The sequence below is a fragment of the Rhodococcus sp. PSBB066 genome (genome assembly GCF_017068255.1).
GTDB lineage: Bacteria > Actinomycetota > Actinomycetes > Mycobacteriales > Mycobacteriaceae > Rhodococcus > Rhodococcus aetherivorans.
Genome location: NZ_CP070859.1, coordinates 4,906,186 through 4,921,305, shown reverse-complemented (window position 1 = coordinate 4,921,305; position 15,120 = coordinate 4,906,186). Strand labels below are relative to the sequence as shown.

The 15,120-nt window shown below is 67.8% G+C and carries 10 protein-coding genes, 1 pseudogene and 1 riboswitch; of the genes and pseudogenes, 5 read left to right on the top strand and 6 right to left on the bottom strand.

Going from position 1 to position 15,120, the window contains the following annotated elements; all coding sequences use genetic code 11:
- Positions 1-648 precede the first annotated feature (648 nt).
- Together JYA75_RS22345 and JYA75_RS22340 are read left to right on the top strand one after the other, a co-directional pair.
- Positions 649-1,899 carry an IS110 family transposase gene (locus JYA75_RS22345; protein ID WP_203329364.1) on the top strand — a complete coding sequence of 417 codons (1,251 nt, stop codon included), beginning with the start codon at positions 649-651 and terminating at the stop codon, positions 1,897-1,899.
- A 33-nt stretch (positions 1,900-1,932) separates the two neighbouring features.
- Positions 1,933-2,649, top strand: a pseudogene (locus JYA75_RS22340) (ISNCY family transposase); the annotation flags it as partial.
- A 116-nt stretch (positions 2,650-2,765) separates the two neighbouring features.
- On the opposite strand, the gene JYA75_RS22335 reads toward JYA75_RS22340, so the two are convergent.
- The 3 genes from JYA75_RS22335 to JYA75_RS22320 all read right to left on the bottom strand — a co-directional run bounded on the left by JYA75_RS22335 (position 2,766) and on the right by JYA75_RS22320 (position 5,521).
- The gene (locus JYA75_RS22335) at positions 2,766-4,592 is read right to left on the bottom strand and encodes a DUF262 domain-containing protein (RefSeq protein WP_203329363.1); all 1,827 of its coding nucleotides are present in this window, start codon (positions 4,590-4,592) and stop codon (positions 2,766-2,768) included.
- 597 nt (positions 4,593-5,189) lie between these two features.
- Positions 5,190-5,348 carry a hypothetical protein gene (locus JYA75_RS22325; protein WP_203329361.1) on the bottom strand — a complete coding sequence of 53 codons (159 nt, stop codon included), beginning with the start codon at positions 5,346-5,348 and terminating at the stop codon, positions 5,190-5,192.
- Positions 5,348-5,521 carry a hypothetical protein gene (locus JYA75_RS22320; protein ID WP_203329360.1) on the bottom strand — a complete coding sequence of 58 codons (174 nt, stop codon included), beginning with the start codon at positions 5,519-5,521 and terminating at the stop codon, positions 5,348-5,350. Before JYA75_RS22320 ends, JYA75_RS22325 begins: the two co-directional genes overlap by 1 nt.
- A 209-nt stretch (positions 5,522-5,730) precedes the next feature.
- Between JYA75_RS22320 and JYA75_RS22315 the strand changes: the two genes are divergently transcribed.
- Positions 5,731-6,786: a DUF4268 domain-containing protein gene (locus JYA75_RS22315; protein WP_203329359.1), complete on the top strand. Its 1,056-nt coding sequence runs from the start codon at positions 5,731-5,733 to the stop codon at positions 6,784-6,786.
- A gap of 299 nt (positions 6,787-7,085) precedes the next feature.
- On the top strand, positions 7,086-10,568 hold the full coding sequence (locus JYA75_RS22310; RefSeq protein ID WP_203329358.1) for a bifunctional RecB family nuclease/DEAD/DEAH box helicase: 3,483 nt from the start codon (positions 7,086-7,088) through the stop codon (positions 10,566-10,568).
- A 105-nt stretch (positions 10,569-10,673) separates the two neighbouring features.
- On the opposite strand, the gene JYA75_RS22305 is transcribed toward JYA75_RS22310, so the two are convergent.
- Positions 10,674-11,132, bottom strand: a complete 459-nt coding sequence (locus JYA75_RS22305) for a mandelate racemase/muconate lactonizing protein (RefSeq protein ID WP_203329357.1) — start codon at positions 11,130-11,132, stop codon at positions 10,674-10,676.
- A 31-nt stretch (positions 11,133-11,163) separates the two neighbouring features.
- A riboswitch (SAM riboswitch) is annotated at positions 11,164-11,285 on the bottom strand.
- Between the two features lie 206 nt (positions 11,286-11,491).
- Positions 11,492-12,220, bottom strand: coding sequence for a CBS domain-containing protein (locus JYA75_RS22300; RefSeq protein WP_124259238.1), 729 nt, complete (start codon positions 12,218-12,220; stop codon positions 11,492-11,494).
- Positions 12,221-13,018: 798 nt separating this feature from the next.
- On the opposite strand from JYA75_RS22300, the gene JYA75_RS22295 reads away from it, so the two are divergent.
- Entirely contained in the window at positions 13,019-13,888 is an 870-nt protein-coding gene (locus JYA75_RS22295) for an IS5 family transposase (protein WP_239010479.1), read from the top strand.
- A 65-nt stretch (positions 13,889-13,953) separates the two neighbouring features.
- Here the strand turns inward: JYA75_RS22295 and JYA75_RS22290 are convergent, their stop codons facing one another.
- Positions 13,954-14,616, bottom strand: a complete 663-nt coding sequence (locus JYA75_RS22290; RefSeq protein WP_203329355.1) for an HNH endonuclease — start codon at positions 14,614-14,616, stop codon at positions 13,954-13,956.
- Between the last annotated feature and the right edge of the window lie 504 nt (positions 14,617-15,120).

Here is a 15,120-nt window from a genome sequence, read left to right as displayed (position 1 = left end):
CAATGCGACGAAACGCTCCCCCTTGCGATGACCGCAAGCACCTGACTGAACAGTTGGAGTGGAACGCGAGTTCAAGTGCGCGCCGCAAGACCACCCTCCCCACCGAATCTGTTTCCTCGAAACACCGAGCGAACGCACTTTCGCTCCAGTGGTCGCTGGGGCCATGCGGGACAATGCCCGCACACAGTCCTTGGCCGTAGCGGTTGCGGCGTCGCACAGTGCCAATTACGGAGTCCGAAATGCAGGATCATCCCTGCCCGACGGAGCAGCCATCGCAGGTCAGCGATGACGGGATTGTCTACGGAGTACGGCCATTGCTCGACGTCCGAATCGGCCTTGCCGCGAACGATCTCGTACAGCGGACCGTCGTGGTTTTCGGTGCGGCCCAAGAGAATCGAGAGCTGAATCCAGTCCTCGACGACGTGGTACACATAGATGATGGACAAGGCCGCGGGGAGACGTGACCCGGTCGTACACCGACGCCTTGAAGTGGGCTGTCTTCGGGTGGATCTGTCCGTCTCCTCGTGGTCGCGCGTAGCGACCGGACGAGCATGACTTGATAGGAGCTTGGCCTCGGCAGTCTCGTCTGTGTGCTGTCTGCCCGCCCGGTCGGTATGTGCCCGCACCGACCGAGGAAGGACATCATCTGTGGTCGCCTACTGCGCATACGAGCACGAAGACAACGTCTACGGGGGGATAGACACCCACAAAGACACCCATCACGTCGCGGTCATCGACGAACACGGACGACCCCTCGGCGACCGTGAGTTCGGGGCCACCGGCGCCGGTTACCGGAAGATCATCGATTATCTCCGCGGGTTCGGCCTGGTCGTCGCAGTCGCGGTGGAGGGGACCGGCAGCCACGGCGCCGAACTGGCACGCGTACTGCGCCGGGCAGGCATCACCGTTCTCGAGGTCGCTCGACCCGAGCGTCGCGCACGCCGACTACATGGCAAGTCCGACTCGCTCGACGCGCGGCACGCGGCCGCCACGGCCCTGTCCGGGCGTGGATTGGCGACGCCGAAGGACCGCGACGGGCTTGTCGAATCGATGCGGATCCTCCTTACCGAACGATCCTCGGCCCGCAAGGCGCAGGGCGCGGCGATGAACCAGATCCATGCTCTGTTGGTGACCGCACCGGAGCAGATCCGTGCCGCCTACCGCACCCTCATCAGCGCGAAGCTGGTTGCCACCCTTGCTCGATCACGCCCGAATTCGGGACATGGACCGGAGCAGACCCTGTGGCGATCGTTGAAGCGACTTGCCGTGCGTCATCAGCAGCACACGTCGATCATCGACGAGATTGATACCCGACTCGGTGAGCTGGTCGCTCAGATCAACCCGGCTCTGCTGCAGCTTCCCGGAGTCGGGCCTCTTGTTGCCGGCCAGCTTCTGGTCGCGTGCGGGGACAACCCCGAACGACTGACGAGCGAGCAACAATTTGCTGCCCTGTGCGGGACTGCGCCGATTCCTGCATCGTCGGGCAAGGTCCAGCGGCATCGACTCTCCCGAGGTGGAGACCGCGCGGCCAATTCCGCGATCCACCGCATCGTGCTGGTGCGGAGAACATCGGGGGATACGCGCACCGCTGAGTACATCGCGCGACGCACGGCGGAGGGCAAGTCCGACCGCGAGATCGTTCGTTGTCTCAAACGTTTCGTTGCGCGCGAGGTTTTCAAGGTCATCCGGAATCCCCAACCGGTGAACACCGCCATGGGCCGACTCCGGCAGCGTCGCCGAACACTGAGCATCCCGATCACCGCGGCGGCGACCTCACTCGCGGTTCCCTACCAGCGCCTACGACGGCTGGAAATCGGGACACGCATCGACGCCGAACTTGCTATCACATACTCGCAGTGGCTCACCGAACGCGAGCAGAGATCGTTTCGGAATTCTTGACACCCACAGCTTGACAGCGATAGGAGCATCCACCTCACAGGACTTGAACAAGCACTGCGCCAGGCACGCGCCACGGCCACGGCCCAGAAGGCCCCAGGCGAGCACGACGCGGCCGCAGGACGCCGGCGGGGACGCCTGGCCCGGGCCGTCGACGACCTCAAGGGCCTGGTCACCGTCACTCGGCAGATCGCCTGGCAGAGCCGGCAGCGGCTGGCCGGTCAGACACCGGAGGGCTCCACCCGGCGGGTCAGCCTGCACGACCCCGACGCTCGGCCCATCACCAAGGGGCGGCTCGGTAAGCCCATTGAGTTCGGCCACAAGGCCCATCTCGTCGAAGGCGATGACGGCGTGATCGTGGACCACAACGCCGAACGTGGCAACCCGGCCGACGCACCCAACTGGCACCGGCTATGGATCGGATCCGCGCACGCGCCGGACTCCCCTCGCACGGTCACCGCCGCCCGCAGCGACGGCGAGAAAGCGCCGAGGATGACCTCCACGACCTCGGGGTGCGCAACGTCCGGATCCCCACAAGGGCAAACCCTCAGCCGACCGGCGAGCCGAGGAACACCTCCCGGCGTTCCGGCGAAGAATCAAGGGGCGCACCGGCGTGAAGGCAGAATCAGCACCCTCGAACGCGGTTACGGCTGGAACCGCACCCGCATCGACAGCACCAAAGGCGCCAAGATCCGGATCGGCCACGGGGTCCTGGCGCACAGCCTGGTCAAGATCAGCACCCTGGCAGCGTGAAAGACGTCAATCGGGGGACTTGCGGCCAACCCAATCCCGACCGACCGAGAACAGCCGAATCATGCTCACCGAGACGCCTCGTTTTTCAGATCGAAGTAGCTAGCCGCGACGGAGGGTTACTCGTCGTCGCTCACGGCCAGCTCATCGTCAATTGTTTTGGCCATATCAGCTGCCTGGGCCGACCCCTCGCCTGTCGCCGCGGCGGCTCCCGTCCCGAGCAGCCGCAGGATCCGCTGCGCCAGTGCCTTGCGCCGATCGGTGAAGAATGCCTCGAACTCGCCGAGCGACGAGGGCAGCCAAGGAATCTCGTTCCGTTCGAGGTAGGCCTGACGAGCGTCGGGCGACGGATACATCGATTCAGCCCAAGTTGCGGGCGGCGAGGCCGACTTTGAGATGTTTACTGACATCTCCAGAAGTTGGAGGTTCGGCAGAAGGTCGCGCAACCCCTGGAGGCGGCTGACCCCCTCGGCGTCATGCCCGGCACCCTTGAGTTCCTTCTTCGACAGCAGCGCCTGCGGATATACGTGGTCGACATGGTGAATATTGCGTGTATTGACGTGAGGGAACAGCACGGCCAAGACCGCGAACGTTCGAGCTTTCCCGTAGCCGAGGTCCAGAATCTCTTCGACCTGCTCGGTCGAAAGAGCCAGGGACTTGCCTCGCGAAGCCATCCGCCGCTCGATCTCGGTCGTTGGGAACTCGTGCGATCCGTGATCGGTGATCGCCTGGCGCAGGTCGCGGAGCAGGGTGTCCAGGCCAGCGCCCCAGACGCCCGGAACGATGAGCGATCGCAGCGTCCATCGGCGCAGGGCCTCACGGTCAGCGGAGTCTGCTACGGCTTCCCTGTACTTCTGGTGGAGGCCGCGGTGGTGGACGTAGAACGCGACCGGGATAAGAACGCTGTTGGCCGACAGCGTCGCCGTCGAGAGTCCGAAGTCTCCGAGTAATCCGACGGCAACTTTGAGGGAGTCTGCGATGGCGTCCCACTCGCGGTCGAGGGTCGCCATGGTGTCAGTGGTGAAGTTCTTGACCTTGAACCCAACGTCGCTGATGCCCGCGAGCACGAGACCTGACTTGAGGACGATGTCCTGCGTGAAGTTGAACCCGACACCCGTGGAGTTCAGATCGTCGACAAGGCCATGGATCGCGGCGCGGGCGTCTCTTTCCCTCCATTGAGCCGTCGCGATGGACAGGAGCAGGTCGCTGTAGGAAAGTACGGTCCCGGCCGAGTTCACTCGGATGAAGATGTCGAGGACGCGATCGATGTCCTGCTCTGTCTCCTCGAAGAACTTCACGCTTGGGGTCGTGTGGATCGACTCCCAGAGCTGACTGAGGGTTTCCACGGCCTTGTCGTGGTTCGCCAATCCTGCCTGGGCAGTCGCGGCCCACAGTTGGCTCATCTTCTCGGCTTCGAAGACCCGCGGAACGGGGAACCAGTGATGCTCGGGATCGGCATCCGTGGCGGCTAGTTGGGTGTCAGTGAGGAATCGGAAGTCGTATCGAAGTCCCGCCTCGTTCTCTTCCGCCTCGCCCAGCACGTTGAGGTAGAGCCGGCGTGCCGGGTACGAACTGGCGAGGTTCGACCAGGCGCGGGGAAGCTTGTACGCGTAGGTGCCCCGGAGGCCGATGTTGAAAGAAGTCAGCCGTTGTTGACCGTCGAGGACAGCGGTGACGGCCTGACCCGCCACCGGATCTCCGTCGGGGTTGTGACGGTTGTTGAAGGCGCTGAAGTCTTTCATGAATCCGTAGAATCGGAATCGGGATGCTGTCTCGGGCGCGACCTTCCACGACAGGAAGCCGCCGACCGGATAACCTCTCATGAGGGAGTCGAAGAGACCCACCACCTGGCCCGGCTTCCACACGTACTCACGTTGGATAGCAGGCAGGATGAGGTCACCCTTCTGAATGCGCCGTATGGCTTCGGCGATCGTGATTTCAGGCAAGTACCCCACGCAAGGAACTTAGCCGAGGGTGCAGACACGAGTGACCGGATCGTGTTGATCACCCGAGTCATCCACTTCTCGTCGCGCCGCTTGTCGTGGTCGGCGTAGGCGTCGATGACGTCTTGGGAGACCCGGCACGTCACTACGAATGGCAGGCGCCGATCGTCGGCGAACACCGCTTCGAGGCGGCGGCGTCGCCGGTCGCTGAGCAACTTCTGCCGGATGCGAGCGGTGCGGCGGACGCCGTAGAGCGGATCACCTGTCAGGCCCCGTGCCCACAGGTGTGTTGCCTCACGTGCTGGCGGCACAGATCCAGCTTGGTGCCGGCCAAGGCGACGACGTGGAACGGGTCTATCACCGTCACCGCATCGGGAACGGTGCCGGTCGCGACGTATGTGTAGCTGCCGAACCGTCCGTCGCGACCACCTCGATCCGGTCCCGGAATGCGGCTCTCTGCCGGTCGAGCCGATCGTGAGGACCGCCGAGGACCAGCCCGGCCCAGGTCCAACAACCGTCCGGGTCCGGTGCCGTCGAACACCGGCGTCAGGCCCACGACGACGGTGATATACCCGTCGCCGGCTGAGCTGCGGTGTGAGCTCAGCAGCGCTCGTCGATTCCGATCACCCGCACCGACTCGAGCCGGGCGGGATCGGCGGCGAGCAGGCCGGTGGCGGCGTCGACCGCGATCGCGTTGATTCTGTCCCAGGACTGGCTCAGTTCTCTGGCCATTGCGGCCACCGAAATGTGGTCGATCATCAACCGTCGCAGGATGTGCCGGGCGCAGCGGCGGGTAGTCGACGCTCGGAGCGGGTAAGCCGACCGGTGTTGTGCCGGAACACCTCCCGATCACACGAGGCGCTCTCGCGCCGGTAGTGGGGCACCCGCACGCGCAGCTGCAGGGGATGGCTGACCACCGACAGATCGGTCACCGTGCGCACGATACTGTCCCAGTACCGGCCGAGGTTGCCGCAGTCCGGGTACCGGTCGGGTCCGTCGGTGAGTAGATCGCAGAACGCGACGGCGACCTCCTGGGTTGAGGGCGGCGTCGGTGATGGTGACTCCGAGTTCAGATCGTGCGCATGTTCGTGTCGGCACAGCCGGATGACGTGCTTCGGTGGGGCTGGCACAATCAGCGCGTATGGCGCTCGACAGCAAGAATCTGGGACGCCTGCGTCGGGTGACCGATCCGCGGAGTGTCTGGTTGTCGGAGGCCGGAGATTTCACCCCGTGGCTGGCGGAGAACATCGATGTGCTGGCCGACGAGCTGGGGATGACGTTGACGGTCGTGACCACCGAGGTCGCCGTGGGGGAGTTCTGGCTCGACATCCGGGCCGAGGACGAGAACGGGCGCATCGTGGTCATCGAGAATCAACTCGGGCGCACCGATCACGGACATCTGGGCCAGAGTCTGGTCTACGCGGCCGGGCTCGATGCGGCGGCGGTGGTGTGGGTCGCGACCCGGTTCCGGGAGGATCACCGCAGTGCCCTCGACTGGCTCAACGAGCGCACCGACAGCACGGTCGGATTCTTCGGTGTCGAAGTGAGCGTGGTCCAGATCGACGACGACGGCCCCCAGGCGCCGGTGTTCACCGTGGTGTCCCGACCCAACGACTGGCAGAAGTCGGTCAAGTCGGCCGGCGGAGCCGATGCGGAAGCGGTCAATCCGCTCAACGCGGTGCGGCAGGATTTCCTTACGGACGTGTTGACCCGGGTGCACGCTCGCCGACCCGCCTTCCGGGTTCCGGCCCGCAGCCGGCACAACTGGAGCAGCTTCGCCTTCGGTCCGTTCGGCAACTGGGGCCTTGCCATCGCCGGCGGCACGCTGCGCGTCGAGGCGTACCTCGACCTGAAGGATCGAGACCTCACCAAGGACCTGTTCGACACGTTCGCCGCGGACCGAGCGCACTGGGAGACCCGATCCGGGGTGGGGCCGTTGAGTTGGGAACGACTGGACGACAAGCGGGCCTGCCGGATCGCGATCTATCACCCCGTCGACCTCGACGACGACCGGCAACGCGACGCAGTCCGGGATTGGGCGGTGACCACCGTTCTCGCGTTGTTCGACGCCCTCGACGAGCCCCTGCGCCGCGCCGCCGACACCGTCCGTGTGGCCGCGGCCGCGGCCGCGGCCGCGGACTCGGACGCCCCCGACGGATCGACGCGGAGCGCGGACGCAGAGACAACCAGGCCCTGACGCGCAGAAACCGCAGGACACGTTCGCAGCCCCGCCCGCACGCGGCGGGACGCTCACCTCGGCGCTGCAGTCGGACGACTCCGACAGCAGCGGGGGTGGATGGCAGTGCGTGGAGGGTGCGGGTCGGGTTTCGGCCCGCAGCAGGGACGGGGCGCACCACAATCGACGACAGTGGGCGACGCGGGGCGGACCGATCCGTCCAGGGAGAAGAACAGGGGGAGCGGTCCAGGTAGCAGTGGACGATCGCGCGCCGGCCCCAGGTGAACCAGGTAGGCGGAGGACGGGATCGGAGTTCGGGCATGTTCCTGCTGGACGGGTCGGTGGTGCTGAGCGCGAGTGATCTGGTGCGTGCGGCGGAGTGCGAGTTCGCGGTGATGCGCACCCTGGACGCGGTCCTCGGTTTGGCCGAGGCTCCGGAGCCGGTCGTCGATCCGTTGCTCGCGCGGGCAGCGGAGTTGGGCCAGGTGCACGAGCGTCGGCATCTGGCGGTGTTGGAGGCCCGGTTCGGCGACGGGGTGGTCACCGTCGAGCGGCCCGCGATGACCGCCGATGCTCTGGCGGCGGCCGCCGATGCCACCGTGGCGGCCCTGACGGCGGGGCATCCGGTGATCTACCAGGGGGCTCTGTTCGATGGCCGGCTGGTCGGGTTCGCCGATTTCCTGGTCAAAGAGGACGACGGTTACGCGGTGTACGACACCAAGTTGGCGCGTCGGGCGAAGGTGCCGGCGTTGCTGCAGCTCGCCGCGTACGCCGACGCCCTGCACCGGCGGGGGATACCGGTCTCGCGCCGCACCCATCTGCTGCTCGGGGACGACACCACCTCCTCGTACCCGGTGGCCGAACTCGTCCCGGTGTACCTCCAGCGCCGCGATCGCCTGCAAACCCTGATCGACGACCACCACCGCACGGGGACACCGACCACATGGGACGACGGGCGTTATGCCGCGTGCGGACGCTGTGTGGTGTGCGAGCCGGAGATTGAGGCCGCCCGGGATCTGCTGTTGGTCGCGGGGATGCGGGCCACGCAGCGGGCCCGGCTGCGCGCCGCCGGGGTGGACACCCTCGATGCCCTGGCCACCGGCACCGGTCCGGTGCCGGGCATGTCCGAGCGGAGCCTCGCCACCTTGCGGGCCCAGGCCGCCGTCCAGCTGAGGCAGGAGCGGACCGGGCGGCCGGTGGTGGAGGTGTTCGCCCCGGCGGCGTTGGCCGCGGTGCCCGCCCCGGATGCGGGGGATGTGTTCTTCGACTTCGAGGGCGATCCGTTGTGGGCGGAGCACGGCAGCGCGCAGTGGGGACTGGAGTATCTGTTCGGCGTGATCGACGGGTCGGCGCAGGCGCCGCGGTTTCGGCCGCGGTGGGCGCATACGCGGGGGGAGGAACGCCGGGCGTTGCTCGACTTCTTCGACTACCTCACCGCGCGCCGCCGCGAGTATCCGCAGTTGCACGTCTACCACTACGCCGCCTACGAGAAGACCGCGTTGCTGCGGCTGGCCGGGCGGCACGGCGTGGGCGAAGAGACCGTGGACGAGCTGCTCCGCAGCGGGGTGCTGGTGGATCTGTATCCGATCGTGCGTTCCGCACTGCGGGTCGGGCAGCGCGGCTACGGGCTCAAACAACTCGAACCGCTGTACCTGGGCCCCCGCGCCGGGGACGTCACCAGCGGCGCCGCGTCGATCGTCGCCTACGCCGACTACTGCGCGCTGCGCGAGGCCGGAGACACCACCGCGGCGCAGGCGGTGCTCGCCGAGATCGCCGCCTACAACGAGGCCGACTGCCTGTCGACGCTGCGACTGCGGGACTGGCTGCTCGCCCAGGCCACCGGCGCCGGGGTGCGTCCCGACGGCGCCGCGGTAATCGACGAGGACGCCGTGATGGACCCGGCCGCCCCGTCGGCGCACGAGGCGAGGTTGCTGGCCTTCGCCGACGCCGGGGACCCGGAGCGGCGCAGCGGCGAGCAGCAGGCCGCGGCGTTGATGGCCGCGGCCCTGGGGTATCACCGCCGCGAACGCAAACCGTTCTGGTGGGGGCACTACGACCGCCTGACCCACCCGGTCGACGAGTGGGCCGATACCCGCGACACCCTCATCGCCGCGACCGTCACCTGCGATCGCGGCTGGCACACCGCCACCGCGCGGCAGCGCCGCCAGCGCCGGCACCTGACCCTGATCGGGGACTTCGCACCCGGCAGCACCGTGCGTGCCGGGCAGGCGGTGTATCTGCTGTACGAGGCGCCCGCCCCGGCGGGGCTGCGGGACGGTGGGGCGTGCACCCGCGGCTACGCCGGCGCCACGATCCGGAACCTGAGCACCCGCACCGTCGACGGAGTCTTCCGTGACGTCGTCGAGGTCGAGGAGCTGCTCGGCAGCGGCGTCGAGGAGTACACCGCGGTGCCGATGGCGCTGGCCCCTGGCCCGCCACTGCGGACGGCCTCGATCGAGCGGGCCCTCGAGGCCGCCGCCGACCGGATGTGCCGCACCCTGCCGGCGATGCCGCACACCGCCGCGGTCGATGTGCTGCGCCGGACCGCGCCCCGCACCCGCTCACGGGCCGCACTGCCCGCGGTGACCGACGGTGACTACGTCGCGGCGATCACCGCCGCGGTGCGCGACCTCGACCAGTCCTACCTGGCGGTGCAGGGACCGCCCGGCACCGGCAAGACCTACACCGCCGCCCGGGTGATCGCCGAGCTGGTCACCCGGCACCACTGGACGGTGGGGGTGGTCGCCCAGTCCCACTCCGTCATCGAGAATCTGCTCGACGAGATCGTCGCCGCCGGGGTCCCCGGCGATCGGGTCCTCAAACCCAAGGCCCAGAAACCCGATCCGGTCTGGACGCCGATCGAGGCCGCGCAGTTCCCGGCGCTGATGCAGACCGCCGCCGGGGGGTGCGTCCTCGGCGGCACCGCGTGGGATTTCACCAACACCCGCTGCGTCGCCCCGGGCTGCCTGGATGTGCTGGTCGTCGACGAGGCCGGCCAATTCGCCCTGGCCAACACCCTCGCGGTGGCCACCGCCGCCCGCAACCTGCTGCTGTTCGGCGACCCCCAGCAGCTGCCGCAGGTCACCCAGGGCGCCCACCCCGAACCCGTCGACGTCTCCGTGCTGGCCTGGCTCGCCGAAGAACACGACACCCTGCCCCCGCAGCGCGGATACTTCCTCGCCCACACCTGGCGGATGCACCCGGTGCTGTGTGAGCGGATCTCGCAGCTGTCCTACGACGGGAAGCTGAACTCGCAGCGCCCGGTCACCGCGGCGCGGTCTTTGACCGGTCTCGCGCCCGGGGTGCACCCCGTGCTCGTCGAGCACCACGGCAACGCCACCTCCTGCCCCGAAGAGGCCGCCGAGGTCGTGCACCGGATCCAGGCGATCCTCGGATCCCCGTGGCGCAACCCGGCGGCGTTCGCAGGCGCCCGCCCACTCACCGAGGCCGAGGTGCTTGTCGTCGCCCCCTACAACGCCCAGGTCAACCTCATCAGAACCCACCTCGCCCGGGCGGGACTGGCCCGGGTGCAGGTCGGCACGGTGGACAAGTTCCAGGGCCGCCAGGCGGCGGTGGTGGTGCTGTCGATGACCGCCTCCGCGGTCGAGAACATCCCCCGCGGCATGGGGTTTCTGCTCTCGCGTCACCGCCTCAACGTCGCCGTCTCCCGGGCCCTGTGGGCCACACTCGTGCTGCGCTCACCCGGACTGACCGACTACCTCCCGGCCACCCCGCAGGACCTGCTCGACCTCGGGGCGTTCCTGCGCCTGACCGACCCGACCACGACGACGCCGTCGACGTGATATCTGGATGTCCGAAACGCACCCCCGGCACCGCGTTGCGCTGCGCCTAGGGTCCCCGACCGGGCGCGCCGCGCACCGCGGCGGTGAGGGTCGGGCCGGGGTGCGTCAGGGGGACAGGCCCGGCGCGTCGCCGGACAGCACCCGCCGGGTCGCCGCACTGGCGCGGTGTCCCGCCGCATACAAGGCCGGCCACGCCGCGAAGTCCTCGGGATCGACGATCGTCGTGTCGTGACCCCCGTTGCCGCGCCGCTTCGACCGGTGCTCGGGATGGTTCGGAAACTCCAAGGCCAAATAACCGTGGTCGAGTTCGAGCCGGAAGATCAGCCACGTGTGCGGGGTGAATCCCACCGCCTCGGCACGGTGCGCGAGGTCGATCCAGTCGGTGATGTTCGTGTACCCGCCGTCGAGCACCGCCGTCTGGGTGGCGATCATGGGGATCGTGCCCAGCCAGATCGGCGGAAAATTCAGCAGGACCCGGCACCACTCGCGCCGCCGTGCCGGCGGAATCGGTTCCCACTTCGCCTGCGCGTTACGCAGGATGTCGCTGTCGTGGCGCGAAGACATCGCGCCCGTCCACCTTCCGGAGGCGTGGGCCTCCATCGACTTGTCCGCCGGCGGTCACCCGCGCGAACCGGTTCTTCCCCTGGGGCACCCACAGTCGATGGAGACGGGGTTGCCGGGCAGCCGGCCAGGTACCGACAACTGCCACTCGTGAACCTGCCGCCACGATAACAGGACCGGGCGACATCGAGGACGTTCTGCCTGCGGACGCGTACCTGGGTGCTGCCGAGCCTGGTACGACAACCTCACGCCAGGGCGAAGGCGTCGGTATCACGCCGTGGTGTCTGCGCCGGCGGCTCACCGGATCTGGGGGTCGGATTCGTGGTGCCGCTGCCGCAACCAAATATCGGCGGCGAGCCCACTCACGTTCCGGCGGCCATCGCGGCCACCAGGACCGGAAGATCGTCCGCCACCACGATCGACAGCGGACTCTGGTCGGGTTTGCCGCTGTGCGTGATGATCAAGGCGGCCGGTGGGAGACCGCCGTCGGCAGGTGGGGAGAGTTTCTTGATGGCCTGCGGCACGGTGGTGGCGCGAGAGAGGTGGACGGCGCGATCGTGCGGCTCGACGAACGCCAAGGCAGCGCCCACCGTCTCGCCTTCGACGATCTCGTCGGTGGCCAGGCGGTGGGCCAGCCATCGGGCGATGCAGTTGGTGGTCAGCAGACCGCGGTAGGTGTGGTCGTCATAGATCGGGAACTGGGAGTAGTCGTGCCGGCGGATTTCCTCGAGGACCGCACGGAGTGGGTCGGAGGGGCCGAACGACGCCAAGGGGCGGTGCGGAAGCACGTGCAACACCGTCGGAGGGCTGATGATCTTGTCCCGTAACCGTTCGATCGCCTCCACGATTTCCGGTACCGGGTCGGCGACGGGTCGGCCGCCGTAGTAGTCGTGGTGCACCAGGGCATTGCGCAGATCGGCGAAGGTGCGCAACGCCGGCAGATCGAGCTGGGTGTGGTGTCGGCGGGCGTAGTCCTCGGCCATCTTGACGAACCCGGTGCGGCCGTAGTCGGTCTGCAGCTTCCATTTGAAATGGTTCTCGATCGCGGTGAACGCGGACAGGAATCGGATCGCTCCGCTGACTTCGTCCATCTCGCCATGTCCTTCCCTGCAGGCGCAACCGCCCTCGCCCGCCGCATCCCGGCCGCGGCGAAAGCATCCAGGACGGTGCCGGTGTTTTTCATCATCCGCCGGTCGAACCGCCCGAGGAGTCGATCCGTCGTGACGCCGCTCGGTGCATCTTCTCTGTTCACGGAGACCCCGTCGGCGCCTCGCCTGCGCCGGTCCGCCACGGTCCGCGTCGGACAACGTTCTCCTCCACCTTCCCCGTCCGCCTCTCCCGTGCGCGTCTCGCTACCGGAGTGAACGAGATCCCCTGTTCGAGGCACCCTGACGGGTGTCGACAACCAGCGCTGGCGCAACCCGTGAGTCTTGTGCCCCCTCGTGCTGCAGGAGCAGGACGAACCCCAGCAGTTGCCAGTGGCGCATGGGATCGGTGGTGGTGCTGCGTTGTGTGGTGGGCGTTTCTCCCCGACACCACGGGGCGGGCCGGCGGTGGTCACACGAGGAAGACATCGATCTCTTCGATGACCGTGAGCAGGTCTGTGAGGAAGCTGTTCGCATCGGATGAGGAGTCGGCGTAGGGGTCGAAGATGTACTGCGCCCTGCGCTTCGGTCCGGAGCCGGGTGGACTCGGTGCCGTGAAGTGCGTAGCTGTGCTGCCATTCGGGGCGCAGACACCTCGAAGGTCTCGACCAGCACCGCCAGTGCGGGTCGAGCAGATTCTGGGCGTGGCACCTCAGAGAGTGTTGTGGAACCCTGTGCTGACGCGGCGTGTCGGCCGTGGTATCCGAACGTGATCGATGATCGTGTCGGTACGTGTGTCCGTGTGTGTGCAAGCCCGCCTACGACTCGTCGCTGACCGATGCGCAGTGGGCGGTGATCGAACCGCTGCTGCCTCGACCGAGCCCGCGGCTCGGGGGCCGGCCGCCGGTGCACCCACGCCGACTGGTCGTCGACACGATCTTGTACGTGCTGGCCACCGGCTGCGCGTGGCGGCTGGTCCCGCACGATCTGGCCCCGTGGAGCACCGCCTACCGGATCTTCGCCGCCTGGAGCGCGGACGGCACCTGGGCGCGCATCCACGACACCCTGCGAGATCGGTTGCGTGCCGACGACGGACGGGATCCGCAGCCGTCGGCGGCGGTGCTGGACTCGCAGTCGGTGCGCAGCAGCGAGGGCGGCGAGCAGATCGGCTACGACGCCGGCACACGCGTCCGGGGCCGCAAGCGTCATCTGCTGGTCGACACCCTCGGGTTGATGCTGGTCGGGCTGGTGCACTCGACGTCGGTGCAGGACCGGGCCGGGGCCCGGCTGGTGCTGGCCGGGGCCCGGACCCGGTTCCCCGGGTTGGGGCTGGTGTGGGTCGACGGCGGGTACGTCAACTCGGTCGATGCGGGCCTGGTCGACTGGGCGGTCCGCACCGAGAATCTCGAGGTCGTGGTGGTACCCCGCAACGCGGACGTGAAAGGCTTCCAGGTGCTGCCCCGGCGGTGGGTGGTCGAGAGGACCTTCGGATGGTTGACGAGGTGTAGACGGTTGGCGCGGGACTACGAACGCAAGACGGCACATGCCGAGGCCATGATCCAGGTCGCGATGATCAGGCTCATGGCGGCCCGACTGGCCGGCGAAGACATCGAGCCCCGCGGTCCGATCGAAGCCGAAGCGGCACGCCGGCTAGCAGAGGACCTCACCGACTGACAGCGCGGGTTCCACAACACTCTCTCAGGCGTTCGACGTCGATGCTGGCGTCGTCACCGCCGAAATCAGTCGAGGACGCCCGCCTGCCCCGGGGTTCCGGTCAGCTCGGCACGCACGTCGACGGTCGCGCGGAGCCATCGCGCCAGGTACGTGTCGGCCAGTAGTTCGCGGTGGGCCCGGAGGTGGTCGACGAACCATCCGGCCAGCCCGTCCCAGCGGGTGTGGTCTCCGGGCGGTGCGAGGGTCCAGCCGAGCTCGTCGAGCGTCCAGTGCGCCTTGGCGGAGTTGTGCAGCATCGAGGTGCTCACCCAGTTCGCCGCCTCGTCCGCACCGCCCCGGGCGACCGGTATCAGATGATCGATGGTGGGAAACAGTTCCCAGAACGCGAAGTGTGACTGTGAGGTCGCCCAGTGCGGATGGAAGGGGAATTCCTTCGGCGCGATCAGCGACAACGCCCGCAGCGCCCCCGGATGCACCAGCTGTGCCCCGGAGTAGCGGTCGAGGAACCCGTCCCGGTAGAAGATGCGCAGACTTTGCCGCTCGGTGTATCGGCGCGCCGCCTTCGTCACCGGGGTGAACGGATACTCGGCCCGGAGAATCAGGCGGGCCCGGTCGATCTCACCGGAGGCGATCGCGGCAACGGTGCGGGCGAGGATGTCGGCCTTGTCGTTCGGCGCATTCTCGGGAGTGCGCGGGAAGGAGCCGGCGTTGCCGGGCGGTATCGACACATCCCCGATCGTAGGACCACTCGGCGGGGCATCGACCCAGTCGGGATCGGTCTGCTGATCGGCGGGCCGAACCGGGTGCGCCGACCACCACTGAGCAGGTGAGCGAAGCGACGATCACGGTCCGGAAGGTGCCCCAGTTCGGGGGCGATACCCATCGTGCGGTGGGCTGCTATCGGTCGCCGGGGGCGAAGAACGCCGTGACCTCGTCGATGGTGAACTGCTCGCGCAGTCGGCAGGCGGAGTTCTGGTTGGCGAACAAGCCGCTCTTATGCCTTGACCGACTATCTGCCCACACCCCGCACACCCTTGACCGAACTCGGTGCCTTCCTGCGGTTGATGGGCACCACCGGTCACCTCGGCAGGCGCAACACGGCGCTTACCCGCGGCGATAACACGGGTGGGCGACGCACACCGACAAAGAGGTGAAGGATCTTGGATTCCGCTGGCTTCAGCTCGTACGCCATCGTGGAATATCCTCGATCGACTGCAGGCCCGGCCCCGGAG

Bases quoted from the DNA above. Each gene is read 5' to 3' on its own strand.
- JYA75_RS22325 (WP_203329361.1), bottom strand. From the start codon at position 5,348: ATGATCGACCACATTTCGGTGGCCGCAATGGCCAGAGAACTGAGCCAG.
- JYA75_RS22315 (WP_203329359.1), top strand. From the start codon at position 5,731: ATGGCGCTCGACAGCAAGAATCTGGGACGCCTGCGTCGGGTGACCGAT.
- JYA75_RS22310 (WP_203329358.1), top strand. From the start codon at position 7,086: ATGTTCCTGCTGGACGGGTCGGTGGTGCTGAGCGCGAGTGATCTGGTG.
- JYA75_RS22305 (WP_203329357.1), bottom strand. From the start codon at position 11,132: ATGTCTTCGCGCCACGACAGCGACATCCTGCGTAACGCGCAGGCGAAG.
- JYA75_RS22300 (WP_124259238.1), bottom strand. From the start codon at position 12,220: ATGGACGAAGTCAGCGGAGCGATCCGATTCCTGTCCGCGTTCACCGCG.